The organism is Variovorax saccharolyticus, from assembly GCF_030316765.1.
Classification (GTDB): Bacteria; Pseudomonadota; Gammaproteobacteria; order Burkholderiales; family Burkholderiaceae_C; genus Variovorax; species Variovorax saccharolyticus.
Genome location: NZ_JASZYT010000004.1, coordinates 354,212 through 375,633, shown reverse-complemented (window position 1 = coordinate 375,633; position 21,422 = coordinate 354,212). Strand labels below are relative to the sequence as shown.

At 66.4% G+C, this 21,422-nt stretch carries 19 protein-coding genes and 3 pseudogenes; 8 read left to right on the top strand and 14 right to left on the bottom strand.

The window, feature by feature from the left end:
- Positions 1 to 87: 87 nt before the first annotated feature.
- From QTI45_RS15635 to QTI45_RS15610, 6 genes are all read right to left on the bottom strand, one after another.
- Positions 88 to 816 carry a hypothetical protein gene (locus tag QTI45_RS15635; RefSeq protein ID WP_286655025.1) on the bottom strand — a complete coding sequence of 243 codons (729 nt, stop codon included), beginning with the start codon at positions 814 to 816 and terminating at the stop codon, positions 88 to 90.
- Positions 817 to 1,075: 259 nt separating this feature from the next.
- On the bottom strand, positions 1,076 to 1,342 hold the full coding sequence (locus tag QTI45_RS15630) for a hypothetical protein (protein WP_286655024.1): 267 nt from the start codon (positions 1,340 to 1,342) through the stop codon (positions 1,076 to 1,078).
- Positions 1,343 to 1,620: 278 nt separating this feature from the next.
- Complete coding sequence (locus QTI45_RS15625) at positions 1,621 to 1,899, bottom strand: hypothetical protein (protein WP_286655023.1); 279 nt, start codon at positions 1,897 to 1,899, stop codon at positions 1,621 to 1,623.
- Positions 1,900 to 1,916: 17 nt separating this feature from the next.
- A complete protein-coding gene (locus QTI45_RS15620) occupies positions 1,917 to 2,720 on the bottom strand; it encodes an SDR family NAD(P)-dependent oxidoreductase (RefSeq protein ID WP_286655022.1) in 804 nt (267 codons plus the stop codon).
- Positions 2,721 to 2,754: 34 nt separating this feature from the next.
- The gene (locus QTI45_RS15615) at positions 2,755 to 3,636 is read right to left on the bottom strand and encodes an alpha/beta hydrolase (RefSeq protein ID WP_286370657.1); all 882 of its coding nucleotides are present in this window, start codon (positions 3,634 to 3,636) and stop codon (positions 2,755 to 2,757) included.
- An 11-nt stretch (positions 3,637 to 3,647) separates the two neighbouring features.
- Positions 3,648 to 5,135, bottom strand: coding sequence for a flavin-containing monooxygenase (locus tag QTI45_RS15610; RefSeq protein WP_286655021.1), 1,488 nt, complete (start codon positions 5,133 to 5,135; stop codon positions 3,648 to 3,650).
- A 99-nt stretch (positions 5,136 to 5,234) separates the two neighbouring features.
- Here QTI45_RS15610 and QTI45_RS15605 point away from each other — a divergent pair, with 99 nt between their 5' ends.
- Positions 5,235 to 6,254 (top strand): AraC family transcriptional regulator, encoded by a 1,020-nt coding sequence (locus QTI45_RS15605; RefSeq protein ID WP_286655020.1) that lies wholly within the window; start codon positions 5,235 to 5,237, stop codon positions 6,252 to 6,254.
- 23 nt (positions 6,255 to 6,277) lie between these two features.
- Here QTI45_RS15605 and QTI45_RS15600 read toward each other — a convergent pair whose 3' ends face one another.
- From QTI45_RS15600 to QTI45_RS15570, 7 genes are all read right to left on the bottom strand, one after another.
- Positions 6,278 to 7,207, bottom strand: a complete 930-nt coding sequence (locus QTI45_RS15600; RefSeq protein WP_286655019.1) for a Solitary outer membrane autotransporter beta-barrel domain — start codon at positions 7,205 to 7,207, stop codon at positions 6,278 to 6,280.
- 204 nt (positions 7,208 to 7,411) lie between these two features.
- Positions 7,412 to 8,434: a class I fructose-bisphosphate aldolase gene (locus QTI45_RS15595; RefSeq protein WP_286655018.1), complete on the bottom strand. Its 1,023-nt coding sequence runs from the start codon at positions 8,432 to 8,434 to the stop codon at positions 7,412 to 7,414.
- A 73-nt stretch (positions 8,435 to 8,507) separates the two neighbouring features.
- Positions 8,508 to 8,819: a polyhydroxyalkanoic acid system family protein gene (locus QTI45_RS15590; protein WP_286370662.1), complete on the bottom strand. Its 312-nt coding sequence runs from the start codon at positions 8,817 to 8,819 to the stop codon at positions 8,508 to 8,510.
- 87 nt (positions 8,820 to 8,906) lie between these two features.
- The gene (locus tag QTI45_RS15585; RefSeq protein WP_286655017.1) at positions 8,907 to 9,164 is read right to left on the bottom strand and encodes a hypothetical protein; all 258 of its coding nucleotides are present in this window, start codon (positions 9,162 to 9,164) and stop codon (positions 8,907 to 8,909) included.
- A 109-nt stretch (positions 9,165 to 9,273) separates the two neighbouring features.
- Positions 9,274 to 10,191, bottom strand: coding sequence for a DMT family transporter (locus QTI45_RS15580; RefSeq protein WP_286655016.1), 918 nt, complete (start codon positions 10,189 to 10,191; stop codon positions 9,274 to 9,276).
- A gap of 156 nt (positions 10,192 to 10,347) precedes the next feature.
- Positions 10,348 to 11,559, bottom strand: a complete 1,212-nt coding sequence (locus QTI45_RS15575) for a tetratricopeptide repeat protein (protein ID WP_286655015.1) — start codon at positions 11,557 to 11,559, stop codon at positions 10,348 to 10,350.
- 38 nt (positions 11,560 to 11,597) lie between these two features.
- Positions 11,598 to 13,655, bottom strand: coding sequence for a bifunctional metallophosphatase/5'-nucleotidase (locus QTI45_RS15570; protein ID WP_286655014.1), 2,058 nt, complete (start codon positions 13,653 to 13,655; stop codon positions 11,598 to 11,600).
- A gap of 103 nt (positions 13,656 to 13,758) precedes the next feature.
- Between QTI45_RS15570 and QTI45_RS15565 the strand changes: the two genes are divergently transcribed.
- The 3 genes from QTI45_RS15565 (at position 13,759) to QTI45_RS15555 (ending at position 16,842) form a co-directional block, all read left to right on the top strand.
- On the top strand, positions 13,759 to 13,995 hold the full coding sequence (locus QTI45_RS15565) for a hypothetical protein (protein ID WP_286655013.1): 237 nt from the start codon (positions 13,759 to 13,761) through the stop codon (positions 13,993 to 13,995).
- A gap of 111 nt (positions 13,996 to 14,106) precedes the next feature.
- Positions 14,107 to 15,018, top strand: coding sequence for a LysR substrate-binding domain-containing protein (locus QTI45_RS15560; protein ID WP_286655012.1), 912 nt, complete (start codon positions 14,107 to 14,109; stop codon positions 15,016 to 15,018).
- Between the two features lie 141 nt (positions 15,019 to 15,159).
- Positions 15,160 to 16,842 (top strand): DUF2855 family protein, encoded by a 1,683-nt coding sequence (locus QTI45_RS15555; RefSeq protein ID WP_286655011.1) that lies wholly within the window; start codon positions 15,160 to 15,162, stop codon positions 16,840 to 16,842.
- On the opposite strand, the pseudogene QTI45_RS15550 reads toward QTI45_RS15555, so the two are convergent.
- Positions 16,827 to 17,703 (bottom strand): annotated as a pseudogene (locus tag QTI45_RS15550) (LysR substrate-binding domain-containing protein). The gene QTI45_RS15555 and the pseudogene QTI45_RS15550 overlap by 16 nt on opposite strands.
- A gap of 117 nt (positions 17,704 to 17,820) precedes the next feature.
- Between QTI45_RS15550 and phnD the strand changes: the two are divergent.
- From phnD to psrA, 4 genes and pseudogenes are all read left to right on the top strand, one after another.
- Positions 17,821 to 18,688 (top strand): annotated as a pseudogene (gene phnD, locus QTI45_RS15545) (phosphonate ABC transporter substrate-binding protein).
- Positions 18,685 to 19,484, top strand: a pseudogene (gene phnC, locus QTI45_RS15540) (phosphonate ABC transporter ATP-binding protein). Before phnD ends, phnC begins: the two co-directional pseudogenes overlap by 4 nt.
- 2 nt (positions 19,485 to 19,486) lie before the next feature.
- Positions 19,487 to 20,299: a phosphonate ABC transporter, permease protein PhnE gene (gene phnE / locus QTI45_RS15535; protein WP_444813281.1), complete on the top strand. Its 813-nt coding sequence runs from the start codon at positions 19,487 to 19,489 to the stop codon at positions 20,297 to 20,299.
- A 3-nt stretch (positions 20,300 to 20,302) separates the two neighbouring features.
- Positions 20,303 to 21,391, top strand: a complete 1,089-nt coding sequence (gene psrA / locus QTI45_RS15530; RefSeq protein WP_286655009.1) for an iron-containing alcohol dehydrogenase PsrA — start codon at positions 20,303 to 20,305, stop codon at positions 21,389 to 21,391.
- Positions 21,392 to 21,422: the final 31 nt, after the last annotated feature.

Sequence of the window (21,422 nt, the reverse complement as noted above, 5' to 3'; positions counted from 1 at the left end):
CGTACGGCGTCGCCGGAATCTCCGCGACCAGACCATCGCCAACGTCAGGCGGCGAGGATGAGGATGAGCCGGCGCACCATTGCCGCATCAGAACACGGCCTTGTCGCCGAAGGCGATAGTCCGCAGCCACGCCTTCTTGCTCGTTGTCGTACCCGAGTCGCCGAGATTGATGGCTAGCGCCGGAGTCACGGCATCAGACGTGCCCGCGTTCGGGTTCGGGAAGTTCCACACACACGCGTCGGGGTAGGCCGCCATCAGTGCGTCCAGCGAGAGCGTCCCGCCACCCGTTCCAATCGCGCCATTGAGCAGCACGGTGCCGGTGGTCGGGAACGGCTTGGAACCGGTGCGGTACCACTTCACTTGCGCGGGAGTGGCCGTGTAGCGTGCCCAGCCGTCGGCGAGTGCCTCGGGCGTCATGTCGCGCGTCATCGTGATGAGATTGAGCCAGTTCTTGCCATCGCACGTGAGGCTCACGGTGGTGGTTGCGTAGAGGTCGTCCTGGATGGTGGTGTCGCCCGCATTCAGCTTGGCCTCGAAGCTGATGCCGGGGTAATCCGCCAGCTTCAGCTTGTGCAGCAGCGAGATGCCATAGACCGCCTTGTTGCCCTTGATGCCGTTGTTCGGGCTCGAGGCAGCAGCCAGCGGTGCGGCCACAGTGGCGAGCTGGATGGCATCGCCCGCGCCATTGGTGACGATGGTCGTGCTGGCGGAATTGTCCGAGAATTCGGTCGAGCAGGCGGGCAGTGCCGAGCCGGTGCGTGAGCAGTCGGTGTCCTTCCACGTCTTGGGCGCGGCCAGTGCCAGTGCTGGGGGCACGACCTCGGCCGCAGCTGCGGGTGGTGCAGTGACGGGCGCAGGAGCCGCTGAAGCTGCAGCTGGTGCTGGTGCGGGTGCGGGTGCGGGTGCCGGCAAGAAGCCTCCACCTCCACCACCGCCGCAGGCCGCGAGGGCGAGGGCGAGCGCGCTCGCAATCATTGGTTTTGTAGTTTGCATGGTTCTCTCTTGATGTCCGGGGAAAAGCCCCCGGCGATAGCCGCGCGCGGGATGCCACGCGCGGCTAGTACCGGGAGCCTTTTCAATCGATTTCGATATCGGTAAGGCTCTCATCCGCGACATCGGGGTCCTCATCGAGCGCCGCCCCGGCTGAGGCGTTGCTGCGATAGTTCACGCGCTCGGCAACGCGTTCGGCCTGTTCGCGGCTGGCGAAGGCTTCAATCTTTGGCGCGGTGCCGAGGCGGTTGCCGAAGAATTCAGCACGGTCAACGTGCGGAAAGCGTTTCAGGCAGAAGAAGCCAGGCATGCTGGGATGGGGGGCGCTTTGCCAGTCAGTGGGCGCGGGCATCAGCGCTCCTCACCGGCTACTGCACTGCACGGTGTTGTCATAGTGGTAGCGACATACATCGGGCATGGGCGGCGGAGCATCCGCCAAACAGCAGCGCAGACGCAATCAAGCTGCAAATCACATGAAAAATCATGCTTTTAGTGTCTGGCGTTTGACGGTCAGGCACCCCCTCCCTGAGGGAGGGGGCGGACCGCCGCTGCGTGAACTATTGCCGCTTAGCTCAGGAGCGTTTTGCGCACCCGTCGGACCAATTCGCGTCTCGGGACAACATGAGTCCGCTAGGCTGACGATGTTGCCTCGTGCCGCATCAGGTCCTGCTGATACTCGCTCGGCGTCTTGCCGGTATGGCGACGAAAGGCCCGTGTGTCGGCCAGCAACAGCGTGGCATCCGAAAGCTCCAGGCGACCGGCCTCCACGCTTGCCAGTTCCAGAAGCCGCGCCGTGTCCATCCCCCTCGCCTCCAGAAAGCCCAGGAGCAGCGCGAAGTAGCGCACCGGGACGCGCTTCGGTGCACTTGCCCTGGGCGGGTACAACGCCACCGTCGAGATCGTGTTCATCGTATCCGTCCGGTGGTTCAGGCGATCAGCTTGACCACGCTATGGTAGCTGTTCGGCATGAGCCTCGACAGCCAGAAAAGTGGTGCCGCCTGGTTGCCGGTGACCACCCGCTTCTTGCCAAGGCGAACGCCCTTGAGGATGGCGGCTGCGCAGTCCTCGGGCGCCGTCGTGAGAAGCTTGTCGCCCAAGGCCGAAAACTGGGCCTCTTGCTCGCCGGCCAGCCTGCAGCGCCGACCCGCCCGTTCGATGTTGGTCTTGATGCCGCCAGGATGCACGCAAACCGCGCGCACGCCAGTGCCTTCGAGCTCGCGCCAGAGGCATTCGGTCAGGCCGCGCACGCCGAACTTCGAGATGTTGTAGGCGCTCTGGGCGGGATAGCCGACAAAGCCGAAAACGCTCGATACGTTCACGATGCAGCCTTCGCGCTGCGCCAGCATCATCGGCAGAAACGCCTTGCTGCCGTAGATCACTCCCCAAAGGTTGATGCCGAGTTGCCACTCGATCTCGTCGATCTCGGTGTGCTCGAAGGTGCCGATCATCGTCGCACCGGCGTTGTTGAAAACGAAGTGGGTGGTGCCGAAGTCTCGCTCGACGTCCTCGGCGTGGTTGAAGACCGCTTCGCGCGAAGAGACGTCCAGCGCGTAGCCGCGAGACTCGGTGCCTGCCGGCAGTTGCCGCATGGTCTGGGTCAGTCCTGAAGCGCCGATGTCCGACAGCGCCAGGCGCGCGCCTGCCGCGCCCAGTTGCAGCGCCAACGCACGGCCGATGCCCGAGCCGGCACCGGTGACGACGGCGACTTTGTCCTTGAAAGAGTGGTTCACGAGGGAAATCCTTTGATTGGCAGCAGGACCGTGCTCAGAGGGGTACGTGCTTGTGGAGGAATGCGAGTTGCACCTTGACGTTTTCATCAAGGTAGTCGCCGTAGTACGGCTGGAAGTGATCGGATGCGTGCAGCGTGAACTCGCCGTGCCGCATGCGACGCGAAGCCTTCCGCGCCACCACCGCCGACACGATGGTGTCGTTCGACCCGGCGATCACGAGCGTGGGCACCCGCACCTTGTGTGCGACCCGGATCGGGTTGTAGTGGGGAATCTTCAGCAGCACGCGCCCCAGCACCTTGTTCTCCCATTGCACGTTGGCGATCGCTTTCAGTCTCTCCATGCCGGCCCAGGCTTCGGCACCGGACAGGGCGGCGTGTTCGCCAGGCCGACCCACCACTGGCAAGTAGTGCGGCTTGCCGACCAGGCTGCCGATGACATCCCGCAGGCCCGTGAGAGTCAGCCGCAGAATCGCCAACGGCCGCATGGCGGCGATCGCGGCCCAACCACTCATCAGCGGATGCCCGGCGATGACTGCCGCGACCGGTTGCCCGCCCGCGGCCATGCACACGACGTGGCCGCCGGAAAGCGATGTGCCCCAAAGCACCATGCGTCCAGTGTCGAGGCCGTCCAAGTTCCTGACGTGGCGGATGGCGGCCTCCCAGTCCGCCAAGTGCCGGGCAGGATCCACCCAGTGACGTGGTTGGCCTTCGCTGTCGCCAAAATTGCGGTAGTCGAAGAGAAAGACGGCATAACCCGCTTCAACGAAACGTTCGGCATGTGGCAGCAGCATCGCGCGGACGCCGGCAAAACCATGCGCCATCACGATGACCGGCGGACGCTCGCCCTGGGCAGGCATCAGGAGCGTGCCTGCGCAGCGAAGGCCCTGGCTTGCAAACGAAGACTCGATCGATTTCATGAACGCCGGCCTCAGGCCGCTGCGGGGTGCATCGGCCGGCTCGGCGATCCGCCGCGAAACTCGAGTGCGGCATCTTCCACCGGGTCTTTCATCAGCATCACGTGATCCTTCTCGGGGTTGTGCAACACGCGCCACGGCAGCGCCCGTCCCTGGCGCGGCACCATCGCCTCGCCGCGTTTGGCGTACCCCGACTGCAGCGACGCGACGATCGTCTCGTCCAGCATTTCCCTTGCTGGCGCGCGCGCCGTCACGACGTCGACCCCCTTGCGATCCATGTGGTTGAGCAAACGGCAGAAGTAGCTCGCGGCCATGTCGACCTTGAGTGTCCAGGGCGCGTTGATGTAGCCGAAGAGCCATGCCATGTTGGGCACGTCTTGCAGCATCACTCCCTTGTAGGTCATCAATTCGTTCACGGCGCGCTGGCGGCCATCCACGCGCAGCTCCATGCCGCCGAAGGACTGCAACTGCAGGCCCGTCGCGGTGATGATGATGTCGGCTTGCAGTTCCCTGCCGGATTTCAGGCGGATGCCGTTCTCGGTGAAGGTGTCGATGTGCTCGGTGACGATCGAAGCCTTGCCATCGCGGATCGCCTTGAACAGATCGGCATCGGGCACCGCACACAGGCGTTCGTCCCACGGCTTGTAGCGGGGCGAGAAGTGGCTCATGTCGAAGTCCTTGCCCAGGTGCTTCCTCACGCCGGAAAGCAGGAAGGACCGCATCTGGTCGGGCCAGCGCTTCGAGAGCTTGTAGATCGCCCGCTGCAGGAACAGGTTGCGCTTGCGGGCTATGGCAAAGACCCAGCGGTCGGGCAGAACCCGCTTCAACACGGCAGAGATCGAATCGTAGGCCGGCACCGAGAACACGTAGCTCGGCGAGCGCTGCAGCATGGTGATGTGCGCGGTTTCCGACGCCATGGACGGCACCAGCGTGACGGCTGTGGCGCCGCTGCCGATCACGATGACGCGCTTGCCGCCGTAGTCCAGGCCCTCGGGCCACTTCTGGGGATGAATGCACTGTCCCTTGAATCGTTCCACTCCCGGAAAGACGGGCAGGTAGCCTTCATCGTGGTTGTAGTAGCCGGTGCAGCTCACCAGATAGTTGCAGGTGAAGGTATGCGGCTCACCGCTTTCTTCATCGACCGCTGTAACGGTCCAGCGCGCGTGCTCGCTCGACCATGACGCCTCCGTCGTCTTGATGCCAAAAAGGATCTTCTTGTCGATCCCGTGTTCGTGCGCCGTATCGGTCACGTAGCGCCGGATCGACGGGCCATCCGCAAGCACCTTCAAGTCATGCCACGGCCGAAACTTGTAGCCGAAGGTGAACATGTCCGAGTCGGAGCGAATGCCTGGATAGCGGAACAAGTCCCAGGTGCCGCCGATGGCCTTTCGCCGCTCCAGGATGCCCACCCGTTTGCCTGGGCACTCCATCTGCAGATGGCAGGCCATGCTGATACCGGACAGGCCGGCCCCGATGACCAGCACGTCGTAGTCTGTCTCCATGTCGAAACCTCTGGTGGGTTGATGCGGTGGAGCAGGAGTATCCAGAGCGGGACATCAGCCTGCTTGACACCCCGAGACATTTATTTGACATTTCGAGACATGACCGCCATGGTTCGATCGAGCGCCCTGCAGGGGTATGCGACCCTTATGCACAGCCTGGGTGTTGAACCAATGCCTCTGCTGCGGCGCTATCGCATCCCGGCTGGTTCGTTGACTGACGACGATGCATTGCTGTCGCTACGCTCCTGCATCCATCTGCTCGAAGCGAGTGCCCAAGAGACCGGCTGCGCGGATTTCGGACTGCGCCTGGCACAGGTCCAGGACATCAGAGTGCTCGGTCCGTTGAGCATTGCTCTGCAGAACGCCCCCACCGTCCGGGAGGCATGGGACTACACGGCGCGCAACTTGTTCATTCACAGCCCCGGCCTTGTCCTGAGTGTTCACGAGAAGAGTTCGCTGATCGAAGGCGCATCGGAAATGACGGCGGAGGTCCGACTCGACAGGATGCCCTCGCACAAGCAGACGATTGATCTCTGCCTGGCCGATCTTCACAACATCACCAGACTGCTTGCGGCCGAGCAATACGAACTTCGAGCGGTCACGCTGCCGCACAAGCCGGTAGCGCCGCTCGCGGTGTACCAGCGCTTCTTTGGCGCGCCTGTTTTCATGGAACAACCGTTCGCCGCGTTGCACGTCAGCCAAGGGACGTTGAGCGCCGACCTGCGAGGCGCCAACCATGCGTTGCGCAAGATCACCGAAGACTACCTCGCAAGGCACTTCCGCGTGCCGGGCGAAAGCGTCAGCTCTCGCGTTCGCCTGGCGTTGCAGCACACACTCGGAACGCCGCAGGGCAGCAAGAACGACGTGGCCGCATTGCTTGCGCTCCATCCGCGCACACTCCAGCGCCATCTGGCGGCGGAAGGCAACACGTTCGAGATGATTCGCGAGGAAACGTTGAAGGAAGCTGCATTGCATTACCTCCGGGAGACGGAAATGCCGCTCGGCCAGTTGGCAGACATCCTTGGCTTTTCAGAACAGTCGGCAATGACAAGATCCTACCGGCGCTGGTTCGGCAAGTCGCCGTCGGCGCTGCGGCGCGAACTGCAGGTCGAGAAATAGCCACTTCATCGGGTGCTTCTGGTTCAGTAGCCAAAGGTCATGCCGATGTTCCACCCCCTCACCCCCGGACCTCCGAAGTAGCCTGCAGTGACGCGCAGTTGCCTGGCCGGCCATGGACCCGCCGCCAGCGGCGACTCGAACCCCACGCCAATCTCGCCGACCGAATCGAATCCAAGCGCATCCTTGTTGGCGCCGAAGAATCCGGCATAGCTGGAGTAGACGACCCAGTCCAGGGGACGATCGAAGACTCGCACGCCGCTCGGCCGCGCGTATTCCGCTCGCATCGAATAAATGTTGGCGCCTTCCGAGAACTCCTGGACCCGATCGGTTGCGTCGAAGCTCTTGATCCAGGAACGCGCGACATGCGCTCGCAGGGTCAAGCGTCGGCCCTCCTCCGACTGGCGCCATCCAAGCCCGATGCTGGGCGTTGCGATCCAAGCATCGGTCTGCCAGTTGAAAAGCAGCCTGTCCAGTGCCGGGCGCAACGCGGCTGCGGCGCCCAGGTAGTCGGACTTGTTTTCAAGGCGGGCAATGCCGAGGTCCAGCGCCGGCTCGAGCGTGAATCCTTGCCCCAGCGACAGAGTCGCGAGCATCCCCGCGGTCGCGCTGGCGGCGCTCCATCTCGAATCCACTCCCGCATCCGAGGTCGGCAGGAACTGCTTCATCCGCAGGTAGCCCGCCGAAAGCCGCCAGTAGACATCCGAGCCCGGCGACAGGGCAAACCAATGGGCCTGGTACGGGATCCTGAAAACGTCGAGGGACAGGTCGGACTCGGCACCGCGTACCGTGTAGTTCGCGGCGCTGAGGTCCGGAGAGGCCGAGAGATTGATGATCTGGGCGTAGCCCGTGCCCAGGCGAGCGCCTTCGATGCGGCTGCGAATCGGGTCGCTCAAGGTCTGGGCGGAGCCGTCAGCCGCAACGGCGGTCCATGCCGCAGCCAGGAACGGGGCCACGCGCCGGACAGCAAGCCGGCGCGGCCTGGGGAATGGCCAACGATAGGGTTCAAACACAGCGTGAGCAGCAGATGGACGGCGATCGATTCTGCCCCGCCGCATCGCCCGTGCCCTGTGGGACAGCATCTCGGTTCGATCTGAAGCTGCCGGGGGATGGGTGCCGACCGTTGCCCGATACCGCCACGATTCCCTTGGACAAGACGCCTATGGGGAGTTCTCCTGCTCCGCGTCGTAGCGGCCCAGGCTTGCCAGCGCGTTCAGTCGGGCTCGCTTGAGCAACGCTGCCTGCGCCGCCTGGACCTGGTCGGGCTGCCCTCGCCATGCCTGCAGCACGGGATCCTGAAGCGCTCGCCCATAGGAAAAGCTCAGTCGCCACGGTTGCGGCGCCAGGCGATTGAGCGCATCGAGGTTGACCGTCGCTTCGACGGGTGACTGACCTCCGGAGAGAAAGACGATGCCCGGCACCGCCGCGGGCACCGTCCGGCGCAGCACGCGCAGGGTTTCGTCGGCCACGTCCCCTGGTCCCGCTTGCCGCACATGCGCCTTTCCCGGCACCACCATGCTGGGCTTGAGCAACATGTGCTCGAGCGCCACGCGATGGCGATGCAAGGCGCGAAACACCTCGAGCAGCACCTCCTGCGTGACCGCGGCACAGCGCGCCTGGCTGTGGTCGCCGTCGATCAGGACCTCCGGCTCGACGATCGGCACCACGCCCTCGGTCTGGCAGATCGCTGCGTAGCGGGCGAGCGATTCCGCATTGGCCTCGACCGCCGCCCGGCTCGGCAAGCTGTCGGAAACGTTGTAGACCGCACGCCATTTCGCGAATCGCGCGCCCAGCTTCACATAAGCCCGAAGGCGCGCAGGAAGCCCGTCGAGCCCCTGGGTGATCTCGTCACCCGGTGCGAGCGCCAGCGGACCCTTGCCGGTATCGACCTTGATGCCCGGCACGATGCCCTGCCGCGCGGCCAGTGCCGGCAACGGCTCGCCGTCCTCCGTGCACTGCCCGAGCGTCTCCTCGTACAGGATGACGCCACTGACGAACTCGCCCAGCCCAGGTGTCGATAACAGCAGGCTGCGGTACGCACGCCGGTTCTCGGGCGTTGATTCCACACCGATCGCCGTGAAGCGCTTGGCGATCGTCGGGCCGCTCTCGTCGGCGGCAAGGATGCCCTTCCCCGGGCGAACAAGGGCCTCGATGGTGGATGAGAGGTCGTGGGACTGCGTCATGGTGACTCCTTTGCTGCGACACCGAAGTCTCCCGCTTCGAGCCAGGGCGGCGCAAGCCCGACGAAGGACCGCGCTACCTTTTTTCAAGTAGCAGTCGTCCCATTTTTTGCAGCCTTTCCTTGAGGCCACTGGCGACGACGCGTAGGACACCGGGCAGCTCAATTTCCATCGCCACCGTGGTGTCGAGGACCTGGATGACGCCGGAGACCGTCTGACCCAGCGCCGCGACGGTGAAGATGAGCCGATCACCGTCCCAGTGCTGGTTGGCGGATCCGCTGCTGCCAGGCAGCAGGTCGACGATCTTCGCGAAGCCGCCCTCGATGCGACGTCGCGCCTCGGCGCGGCCGAGTTGATGTGGAATGCTGATGGTGATGGGCGATCCCATGCACAGAGGGTGTAGGGAATCCACGCGCTGGTCAAGGAGGCCGTCTCCGATGAGGTCCAGCGCACTGGGCTGTCGACGAGAGGTCGACTAGGCGCCGTCTGCGGTGGAGCGCCCGAACGAATTCGAAGGCCTCGTAGAGCTATTGCGAGCCCCGCTTTCCGGGACATCCGCCGGACCCTCATCCAGGCGCTGGGTGCTCTCCAGCGGCACAGCCACCTCCTGCGCCCGCTGGTCCAGATCTGCCAGCCAGTCGGCGGCCGAGGGCTGGCGAGTGCCTTCATCCCTGGCAAGCCCCTGGATGGCGTCAACGAGATCACTCCGACGGTTCATGAGAATGATCTTCATTTCCTTCCCATCCGTCCTGCATCGGCCAATGTCAACAGTGATCGCGGAAACTGACCTACACGGCCCCTTCGAAGCCTGGCTCAGATCACTTCTGAGGAGGTCCGACCCGTCACAGCGTGTTCAGTCTGGCCCGCCCCCCTGGCTGCACGACCACGAGCAGCAGTGCGCAGCCACAGCACGCGACCGCGGCGAGTTCAAGGGGACCAAGCGGCTCGCCCCGAAAGACGGCGCCGGTGCCCATGGCAACCATGGGCACCATCACGGTGGAGAGACCCGACACCGACGCCGGGACCTTGTCGACGATCGAAAACCACACCACGTTGCCCAACGCCATCGGCACCACCGTGATGTAGCCGATCACCAGCAGGGTGGTCCCCGATGGCACGAACGGTTCGCGGGTCCCCAGCGCCCAGGCAGCGATCGAGAGTGGCACCGCAGCGATCAGGAGCTGCCACCCGGTCGATACGAGGGGCGGCACCAGGATGCCCGCCCGCTTGAGAATGAGCGTGCCGCAAGCCCACCCGATGCCCGCCGCTATTCCCAGGACGAATCCGATCGGCGCGGCGGCAAAGCTGCGACGGGCGGCAAAGGCAAGCAGCGCGACCCCGCATGCGGCGAGAAGCACGCTGCAGATCAGGCGAAAGGACGGCTTCTCGCCGAACAGCAGCCAGGAAAACAGTGTCGCCCACACGGGCATCGTGAAACCGAGGACGGCCGCCTGGCCCGACGGAATGAGGATGGCTGCATAGGTGCTGCCAATGTTCCACACCACGAGGTACGTGACGGCCGCAGCAACGAGCGGCTTTCGCTGGCGCGGCGGAACCTGCAGCGAGATGCCCTGCAGTCGCGCGACGAAGAGCAGAAGCAGGCCCGAGCCGATCAGCGATGCCGAGCGGAACGTCCAGACCGAGACCTCTCGTACAGCCAGCGGAAAGAGGACCCAGTTGGTACCCCATAGCAGCGTCAGCACGGCCACGAGGGGCAGGACTTTGGAAAGGGGTCGGGCGTGCGTTTCGTCTTGCTTCATTCAATGCCGGAGATCGGGTACGCCATCGACACTGCATCGGCAGGCCTGCGCCCCGGAAGCCATGTTACAAGCCCTCTGCCCAAGCTGGCGGCGTTGACGCGCGATCCTGCGCGCCGCGTCGATGGGCACGCCGAACGCCCAAGCTGCGAACGACGATCACTCGAGGCCGGATCCTGGGAGCGCAAGCACCTGCAAGCTCACACGCAGACCGCGCTCGTAGGCTTCGTCGAGCGGCAGGGCACTCGACGGCAGCGATCGCCGGGGCGCCTCGGGCGGAATCCGTGCCGCGCTTGCCGGCGCGATCTCCGCCAGATCCTGCCATCGGGAGGCGGGCAGCATCAGGGCCTCGCCACCCGCAGCTCTCAGCACGATGCCCGCGAGCCTTCCACCGGCATCGAGAACCGGCCCGCCGTGCGGGCCGTCGGCGATCTCGATGCCCAGGCGACGCAGGCCAGCATCGCCTTCCGGCGCACCGAGGAAGCCCGGGCTCAGCAATGGCCAGGCCGGGTCGGCACTGCCGCCGGCCGTGTACGCCACGGCGAAGCCGGGACTTCCGGCGAAAGCATCGCGCGGCGCCACGGCGAGCGTTCCGCCCGCATCGAGCGCGGCCTCCAGTCGCAGCAGGCCGAGTCCCAGCGCTTCGACGCCGTTCGACGGCTCGATGCGCGCGCGGGTGGTTCGTCCGAGTCCGTTGCGCACCCACAGGGTGCCGGTGCCGACGGCGCGCGCAGCCGCGCCGGGCACCAGGGCCATCGTTCCGTCGGCGATCAGCACGCCGCTCGAGACCAGCCGGGCCGCCTTCGGCACTTCGGGTTGCGTCCCCATCATCAAGGCCTGCGGCGCCATCCGATGCGGCACTTGCAGCAGGGGCACCGACGCCACGGGCGATGGGGCCGCGAAGGCCCGCCGCACCTCGATCGCCACCGGATCCTGCGGCGTGCGGCCGAGCGTTTCACGCAAGGAACTCTCCGAGACCGCGGCCTGCCCGCCGGCGCGCAGCAGCCAGGCGTAGAGCGCGCCCGCCGCCGCGGATTCGCGATGCGCCCCCGCGACATGGGCACAGAACGCCAGCGCGCGCCGGTACTGCCCGGCCTGCATGTAGGCCCGCACCAATCCCATCTCGGTGTCAGGCGCGTGCAGCATCATCGCGGCGCGATCGAAGCTGTCGATGGCGGCCTGCGTATCGCCGCGCGCGAGTTCCGCTTCGGCCCGGCTCAGCAGCGCCAGTCGGGCGGCCACCACAGCCGGATCGAGCGCGCGCATGTCCGTGATCGCTGCGGCGGATTGCGCCGCAGCGCCGACGGCCTGCTGTTGCGCGTCGACCGGCGCGCCGGGCACGCCCAGTGCGACCAGGGCGACCGCGACCATGCACAGGGCACGATGTCTGGAAGCCGGCGTTCCAACCGTCACGGCACCTGGGTGATGCGCGGAATCGCCAGCGCAGGCAGCGCCGGGTCGTAAGCGGGCTTCGGCGCCTTGTAGCCGGCGTTGAGGTAGGCGGTGAGCGCATCGATGTCCTGCGCGCCACCGAGCATGTTGGTGCCGCCGAGAAGCACCGTGAAGCCATCGCCTCCGGTCGCCATGAAGTTGTTGACCGTGACCCGGTAGGTCCGGGTCGGGTTCTGCACCACGCCGTTGGCCACGATGGTCTCCGGCGCGCCCAGCGGCACGGGCGGCGTGACCGTGACATCGGTCGGCGTCAGCACCACTTCGACGATCTTCGAGCAGGGCGCCGCCGAGGCGCTCCACGCGTACTTCAGGCCGTTCGACACCTGCATGACGCGCTGTACCGTCTGCCCCTTGCACCCGGCGAACTGCTGCTCCAGCAAATCCTTGATCTGCTGCGCGCTCAGCGTCATGGTCACCAGGCTGTTGCCGAAGGGCTGGACGGTGAACGCATTGCCATAGGTCACGTTGTAGGGATAGCTGGCACCGGCGACCGCGAAGCCCGGGTTGCGAACGCCGCCCGCGTTCATGAACGCGATCACCGCGCCGCCGAGTGCCACCGGCTGCGTGGCCTGCAACTGGGCGTCGGCGATGAGGCTGCCGGCCGGCATCTCGCCCGCACTGTTGGCGGAATTGGGCAGCGCCGCCGCGACCGTGCCGATCACCTGGTTCGCCAGCGGCGACACCAGCGCCTTGTAGCCTTCGACGATGTTCTTCACGCCGGGATCGGTCGCGATCGCCGCGTTGATCGCCACATCGGTTCGATCGACGAGGCGGTTCGTGGCCGACACCGCGATCACCTCGTGCGAGCGCGGATGCAGCGTCAGGTCGATGTCGGTCAGCACCCGGCCGAACGCGCTCGCGCTCGTGACCGGGATCAGCCGACCGTTCCGGTTCGGCAATCCGGTCGGGCGCGGCGTGCTCACGGCGACCCCGTCGACGCTCTTCACGTCGACCGTGTTCGCCGAGCAGTTGTAGGCCGCATGGGTATGCCCGCTGATCACCAGGTCGACGCCGTTCCCGAGGCGCTTGACGATCGTCGCGATCTCGGAATCGCTGCCGTCGGCATTCTTCAGGTCGCCGTCGCAGCCGTTGATGTCGCCGACGTTCGGACTGCTCTGGAACCCGCCCTGGTGGACCAGCACGACGATCGCCTGCACGCCTTGCGCCCGCAGCCGGGGCACCAGCGCATTGACCGTCTGCGCCTCGTCGCGGAACTCGAGACCGGCGACGCCGGTCGGCGTGACGATGGCGGGCGTGCCCTTCAAGGTCATGCCGATGAAGGCGACCTTGGCGCCGTGGAAGGTCTTGATGCCGTAGGGCGGGAACAGGGTCCGGCCGGTGGCGGTTTCGAAGACGTTGGCGGAGAGCCACTTGAACCTGGCGCCGTCGAAACTGCCCGGTGCATTCGAGCCCAGGCCCTTGCAGCTGTTCGGGTCGGGCACGCCATCCGTGAGCTTGCAGCCGCCGTTCTGGAGTCGCCTGAGCTCCGCCGATCCCTTGTCGAACTCGTGATTGCCGACGGCATTGAATTCGACGCCGATCCTGTTCAATGTCTCGACCGCGGGCTCGTCGAAGAACAGGGCGGAGACCAGCGGCGATGCTCCGATGAAATCGCCGGCGCCGACCACCACGTTCATCAGGTTCTGCGACTTCAAGCGGGCGACGTAGGCCGCGAGGTACTCGGCACCGCCCACTGCCGGCCGCTGCGCTGCCGGCACCAGCGTGTTGACGCCAAAGGTGCCGGGCGACTGAAGGTTGCCGTGATAGTCGTTGAACCCGATGATCTTGACCTTGATCGGCTCGCGCGCAGGGCCGTGGCGATCGTCATCGCGGTCTCGGCCTCGACGCCCGTCCCGTCCGCGATCATCCTCGCGGTCCCGGTCGCGGTGGTCGTCCGCATCGACGGTGGCTTGTCGCTGCCCGGCGGCGCCGGTCTGCGCGTGCACCGGAAGTGCACCGATGCCGGCTGCAAGAGCAGTCAGCGCACAGGTGAGCATCAGACGGTTCGTCGGCATGGTGGACTCCTGGTTCAGCCATCGGCTTCGACAAGCGCGGGGCTTGCGCACGGGGCGACTGTCCGTGGTCCAGGTGACGCTGTCGTGACGAGGAGACGACAAGGTGCGGATCCTTCGCGCAGCCGGCCTTGTGATCGCCTTCGTGCCAGGTCCCGGAAGCCCGTTCACGCTCTCCGGCCCCGAACGGTCGGCGCAGGTTCTCGCCATCACGCAGAAGGGCCAGGAAGAACTGATGCGATGCCGCTACCCCGGCGAAGAGCCGCCGCTCGCTGCGGGCCATGGCGGCCCCGCTCGCTTCCTGCGCGCGGTGGCAGATCGCGCCAGGCAGGCGCTGCGCTAGCTGCGGCAGCCAAGCCCGACGGCCTCCCCGCTCTTTCGCTCCCGGCACCCAACCCTTCGAGGCGCCAAGGCGACTGACGCCGGGGCGCCTCGCGCGGATCATCGAGTCGCCATGAAGCGTCAAACCCCGCCGCTCGATGCCGTCGAGGCTTTCCTCCAGGCCGCCGATGCAGCGAGCTTCAGGGAAGCAGCGGACGCCTTGGCCATCAGCGCACCGGCCTTCTCGCGACGCATCCAGGCGCTGGAGCACTTCCTCGGAACCAGCCTGTTCGATCGTTCGGGGCCGCGTGTGGTTCTCAACGCGACGGGGCGCGAATACCTGCGCGCCATCGCCGCACCCATCGACGCGATCAGGAAGGCCTCCACGCCCGGAGCAGGCCGGGCCGGTTCGCTGCGAATCATGGCACCCCACTCGTTCACGATCAGCTGGCTGGCCCCGCACCTGCCCGGATTCATGGCCGAGGCTCCGGACATCAGGATTGAACTCGACGTCAGCCGCGATCTTGCACAGCTCGCCCGCGGCGACGCCGACGTCGCCATCGTCTCGGGCCCCCGCGACTGGGGTCGATTGGCGGTCGAACCATTGGCCGAACTGGCCGGGATGCTGGTCGCCTCCCCGTCTCTGCTGGCGGAAGCTGGTGCATCGACCGGCCTGGCCGGCCTGTCGCGCCATCAGCTGCTGGGCGTTCGCTGGCCGCATGACCTGTGGCGAACCTGGCTTGCGGGCGCGGGCTACCGAGGCCCCGCCGTGGGAGACCCGGTCTGCTACGACACGGCCTCGCTGCTCTACGAGGCCACGGCCGCCGGGTTCGGTGTGGCCATCGCGACCCCGTTTCTTTCGGAGCGGCTGCTGGATACCGGTCGACTGCGGCTGTTCGCGCCGGAGCGCGCAGCTCTCGGCGTGAGCTACTTCCTGGCCTGTGGCGACGAACGGGCGCAGCGTCGTTCCGAGGTCGCCGCCTTCTGCAAGTGGGTGCGGGCCGCGGCACGATCCACGCTGAGGGATTTCGAGGCGATCCACTGAGCGGCCGCTGCAGCTTGCACCGTGCGCAACGTCGCACCGCTCCTTGCAATGGCGCCCTCGCCGACACACCGGAACAATAAGCGCCCAGGCCCTGCTCTCCTGCGCATCCCGCGCTGACGAGGGGCTGGGCGGGAGACTTCCATGGACCTGAGCATCAGTGATCCCATCGACGTGCACATCCATCGCACAGACCTCGGCAAGCTGGAAGTCAGGCCGGCCGCGGTGCCGGATCTTCAGGAAGGACAGATCCTGCTCGCCGTCGATCGGTTCGCACTGAGCGCCAACAATCTCAGCTATGCGGGCACCGACTTCGGCGCTGCATTCTGGGATCTCTTCCCGGCACCGGCTCCCTGGGGCCGCCTGCCGGTCTGGGGCTTCGCCACGGTCGCCCGCTCACGCCATCCGCTGATCGCCCACGGCGAAAGGGTGTTCGGCTTGCTGCCGATGTCGACCTGTCTGGTGGTCGAGCCGGGCGAGGTGACGCGATCGGGCTTCTGCGATACGAGCGGAACGCGGGCTTCGAGCGCTGCCCCCTATCGCCGGTATGCACGCAGCGCCGTCGAACCCGCTCGCGAAGACCTGCACGCCGTGCTTCGGCCCCTGTTCTTCACCAGCTTCGTGCTCGACGACCATCTGGCCGGCCACGGATTCTTCGGCGCTCGCACCGTCCTGCTCTCCAGCGCATCGAGCAAGACCGCGCTGGGCACTGCGTTCCTCCTGCGACAGCGCGGCAGAGTCCATGTGTGCGGCCTGAGTTCGGCACGGCATGGCGGCTTCGTGCGGTCCACCGGGTGCTTCGACCAAGTCCTGGCCTACGAGCAACTGCACGGCTTGATGCCGGCCCTGCCCGTGGCATACGTCGATTTCTCGGGCGATGCAGCGCTTCGACAACAGGTGCACAGGCGTTTCGGCGCACAGCTGGCGTGCTCGCTCCGGGTGGGTGCCACGCACCGACGACCATCGGCGGAGTTCCTCGACCTGACGGGTCCGCCCGTGAGGATTTTCTTCGGCCCCGCGGAGATCGAGAAGCGGCGCACCGATTGGGGCGGGCGGACTCTGCTCGCCCGCCTCGAGGCGGCGTCGCTGCGCTTCGAGGCCGCAGCCGCCCCTTGGCTCGCGATTGCGCCACGCACCGGTCTTGGGCAGTTCGAGCCAGCCTATTTCAGCTTGCTGCACGGAACGGCCAATCCTGCCGAGGCATTCGTCGTCTGGCTTGACGGCGAAGCTTTGGCGACGATCGCGGAAGAGCATGCCGTCATGCGGCAGTTGGGGTTGCCGCTGCCGCAGGACCCCGAAACTGCGCCTGCCGGGTCACGAGAAAACGACGCGAGCGTAACGAAAGGCGTTTGGGCGCAGCTCTTGCGTGGCGTTTCCAACCAACCAGAGGAGTGCCCCATGAAATCAGTATCGGAACTGCTCAAACGTCGCGACTCGTCCGCCTGGCGCACCGTACCGGAGGCCACCGTACTGGATGCGCTGGGATTGCTGGCTCTCTACGAGGTCGGGGCACTGATGGTGATCGCCGACGGCACGCTCGTCGGTGTGGTCTCCGAACGGGACTGCGCGCGCAAGGTCGACCTCCAGGGCAAGAGCTCCAAGTCGGTGCAGGTCTCCGAGATCATGACGCCCAACGTCATGACCGTCACACCCACCACTCGCACGCGCGAGTGCATGAGCCTGATGAGCAACAAGAGGATCCGCCATCTTCCGGTGGTCGACGCGGGCAAGGTGATCGGCATGATCTCCATCCGGGATCTCATGGATGACATCATTGCCGATCATGAACAGACGATCGACCAGCTGCGTGCCTACATCCAGGCCTGAGGGCGCAGCTTGAGCGCGACATCGAAGAAGGACGCGAGCACCCGGCTCTCGCGCCGTACCTGGAGACAATACAGGTAGGTCTGCGTGACGGCGGGGTCGCCCTCGATTCGAACGGTGCACAGGCGCGCATCCGGAATGAACTCCGCTTCGGAGACCACGCCGATGCCCATGCCGCGCGCCGCGGCTTCGCGGATCGCCTCCCGGCTGCCGATCTCCATGGCGACCTTCGGCCGTACGCCCGCGCGCGAGCGCCTCGTCGAGTGCGCGACGGGTGCTCGAGCCGTTCTCGCGCTGGAGCAGCGGCTGGCCATGCAGCTCCTCCAACCGGACCACGCCACGGCTGGCGAACGGATGGTCGCGCTGGACGAACAGGATCAGCGCGTGCCGCGCATACGGCGTGGCGCAGAAGCCCGGCACCTCGTGGGAGCGGGCCAGCACACCGATGTCGACCGAGTAGTCCTCGAGGTCCTTGAGCACCGAGGACGAGTTGCCCATCCGGATCGAGACTTCGAGGCGCGGATAGCGCTTGCGGTAGGCGTCGGCCATCTCGATGACGTGAAACGGCCCGACCGCGCCGAGCCGGAGTTCACCCGATTGCAGGTCGCCGCTGTCGTGCAGCAGGTTGTACGAATCGAGTTCGAGCGACGCGATCTGGCGGGCGATCGGCAGCAGACGCTCGCCGACGCTGGTCAGCTCGATGCGATGGCCCTGCCGATGAAACAGCACGACCTTGTGCTGGCGCTCCAGGGCTTGCACCTGGGTGGTCAAGGTCGGCTGGCTCAGGCCCACGGCGCGAGCCGCCGCGCTGAAGCTCCCGTGCTGGGCAACGGCAAGAAAGGCGCGGAGCTTGGCTGCTGACATCCATAGATTTTGTAGATGGATGTGTGACAAATCCGTGATCGTCTTGATATGAGGGTGTCACATGGCGTTCTTAACCTCGCGCTAGTCCCCAACCCGTCACCCCCTCCGAGAAGCACCATGACCACCCACCTTCGCCTGCGCCGCAGCCTGCTCGCCCTGACCTTTTGCGCCGCCGCCTTGCCGGCGCTGGCCGACCAGCCACTCACCATCGGACTGATCCCGGCCGAAGACTCGCAGGCGATGATCCAGAGCAGCCGCCAGGTGCTCGACAGCCTGCAGCAGCAGCTGGGCATGCCGGTCAAGCCCTTCGTCGCGACCGACTACAACGGCGTGATCGAGGCCTTGCGCTCCAAGAAGCTCCGACGTCGCCTACCTGGGCCCGTTCTCGTACGTGCTCGCCAGCCAGGTGGCCGACGTGGAGGCCTTTGCGGTCGCCGTCACCAAGAAGACCGGGCAAAGCGCCTACAAGAGCGTGATCATTGCGCGCAAGGACAGCGGCATCGCCAGGACCGCCGACCTCAAGGGCCGCACCTTTGCCTTCGTCGACCCGACCTCGGCCTCGGGCCACCTGTTCCCCAAGAGCGGCCTGCTGCAGGCCGGCTACGACCCGGAGGCCTTCTTCGGCCGCGTGATCTTCTCGGGCTCGCACGACGCCAGCATCCTCGCGGTGGCCAACAAGAAGGTCGACGCCGCGGCCGTGGCCGACCGCATCCTGGCAAGTGCCGTCGCCAAGGGCCAGGTGAAGCAGGATGAACTGGAGATCGTCTGGTCGTCGAACCCGATTCCCGAATCGCCGATGGTCTGGCGCAAGGACCTCGATCCGGCGCTGAAGGCGAGGATCGCCAAGGCCCTGGCCAACGTCAAGGACCTGCCTTGGGGCGACCAGGGCGTGCTCAACGGCTTCCAGCCCACCAACGACGCCGCCTACAACGTCGTTCGCGACACCGCGAAGGTGCTCAAGCTCGACCTGCGGAGCATGAAGTGATCCGCATCCGGAATCTCACCAAGCGCTATGGCGACAACGCCGTGCTGCGCGGCGTGGACCTGGACGCCGCCGCGGGCGAATTCGTGGTGGTCCTCGGCGAGTCGGGCGCCGGCAAGTCGACCCTGCTGCGATGCGTCAACCGCCTCGCGGTGGCGGACGGCGGCGAACTGAAGGTCGACGGCATGGATGCGGTGCAGTGCGCCGACACCCGCGCCCTGCGGCAGCGCGTTGCGATGATCTTCCAGCACCACAACGTGGTGCCCCGGTTGAGCGCCCTGAAGAACGTGCTGACCGGCCGCCTGGGCGCGGTTTCGACCTTCGCTTCGGTGCTGCATCTCTTCAGTCGCGACGACCTGGCGCTGGCGCATGAATGCCTGGGCCGCGTCGGCCTGGCGCACAAGGCCCATGAACGCACCGATTCGCTGTCGGGCGGCCAGATGCAGCGCGTCGGCATCGCCCGCGCGCTCGCGCAGCGGCCCCGCCTGATCCTCGCGGACGAGCCGGTCGCGAGTCTCGACCCGCAGACCTCGCGCAAGGTGCTGCAGTACCTGCGCGATGCCTCGCGCGACCTGGGCATCACCGTGCTGTGCAATCTCCATCAGGTCGAGTACGCCCGCGAGTTCGCCGACCGCATCGTCGGGCTGGCGCAAGCCGAGTGGTGTTCGATGGCACTCCCGAGGCCATGGGCCAGGCCGACATCGACCGGATCTACATGCCACAGCCCGCCCACGAGAGAAAGCAGGCGGTCGGCCCGGCCGCGCTGTCGATGCCCCTGATGGCGGCGACGGGAGGATGAACATGAAAAACTACGCCTGGACCGGCCCGCTGCCCGAAGGCCGCCGGGGCTGGTTCAACCTGCTGATCGGCCTCTGCATCGTGGCATGGGCACTGCAATGGAGCGCCAACGGTGCGCAGCTCAGTGGGTCGGAACTGGCGGCGGGCCTGCCGCAGATCCTCGACTTCCTCGGCCGCACCCTGCCGCCCGACCTGCACATCCTGGGTCGGCTGGTCGCACCCGCGCTCGAAACCGTACAGATCGCCGTCTGGGGAACGCTGCTGGCCGTGCTGCCCGCCATTCCGCTTTCGTTCCTCGCGGCCAGAAACCTGCAGAGCAACCGATGGATCTACCGGATCACGCGGCAGGCATTGAACGTGGTGCGCAGCATCAATGAACTGATCCTCGCGCTGGTGTTCGTTTCGGCCGTCGGCCTGGGGCCCTTCCCCGGCGTGCTGGCACTGGCGCTCCACGGCGCCGGCATGCTCGGCAAGTTCTTCGCCGATGCCATCGAGGAGATCGACCAGGGGCCGATCGAGGCGCTGCGTGCAACCGGCGCGCGGCCGCTGCAGGTCATCGTCTACGGCGTGCTGCCCCAGGTCGTCACGGCCTGGATCGCGGTGGTGCTGTACCGCTTCGAAGTCAACCTTCGCTCCGCGACCGTGCTGGGCATGGTGGGAGCCGGCGGGCTCGGCTTCGAGCTCGTGAGCAGCCTCAAGCTCTTCCGCTACCCGGAAACGGCCACCTGCATCATCGTCATCACCGTGATGGTCATCGTCGCCGACACGCTCTCCAGCCAACTGCGCCATCGCATCCAGCGCGACGGCAGGCACTGAACCATGTGGACCCACTACAACCCCGTCGAGGTGCACGCGGGCTGCGGCTCCTTGTCGCAACTGCCCGCGCTGCTCGGCCCACGCCGCGCCATCCTCATCGCCTTTCCGGAGGCGACCGAACTCGGGCTCGTCGACAGCATCCGCAAACTGCTGGGCGACCGGCTTGCCGCGGTCGAGACCGAGGTGCATCCCAATCCCGACATCGAATGGCTGGCCCCCCTGTACGAACGGCTGTGGCGCGACCATCCGGACATCGATTGCATCGTTGCGCTCGGCGGCGGCAGCGTGATCGACTGCGCGAAGGTCATGCTCACGCGATCGGCGACGGGCCGCTTCGCCGATTTGCTGGCCCGCATCGAGGGCGCCGAGCCGCCGGGCACGACGGGGGCGCATCGAAAGCTGCTGGCCATTCCGACCACCGCGGGAACCGGCAGCGAGGTGACGCCCTGGGCGACCGTCTGGGACCAGGCGCGCGGACGCAAGCTGTCGCTGCACCTTCCGTGGACCTGGCCCGAGGCCGCCATCGTCGATGCCGACCTGATGCTCAGCCTGCCTCATGCGGCCACGCTGGCCAGCGGCCTCGATGCGCTGTCGCATGCACTCGAGTCGCTCTGGAACGTGCATCGCAACCCGGTGTCGGCCAGCCTCGCGGTGAGTGCGGCGCGCGCCATCATCGACACCCTGCCGCAACTGCTGGCCCAGCCCGACCGGCCCGAGCTGCGCGAGCGCCTCGCGACCGCGGCACTGCAGGCCGGCCTGGCTTTTTCCAACACGCGAACCGCGCTGGCGCATTCGCTGTCGTACGACATCACGCTCCAACACGGCACGCCGCACGGCATCGCGTGCTCGTTCAGCCTGCCGCGAATCATGCAGCTCGCTGCCGGCCGCGACGCCGCGCTGGACGCGCTGCTGCTCTCGGTGTTCGGGGCCAGCGACATCGACCAAGCCGCGGCGAGCTTGTCCGCTTTCCTGCAGGGGCTGGGCGTCAGCGTCGATCCGCTGAGCTACGGCATTCAGGAAGCGGACTGGAGCGACCGCATCCGCAAGGCGCTGGCCGGCGCGCGCGGCCGCAACTTCATTGCCGCTGCCTGATGGCCGGGTTCTTTTCTCTTCACCCCCTCGA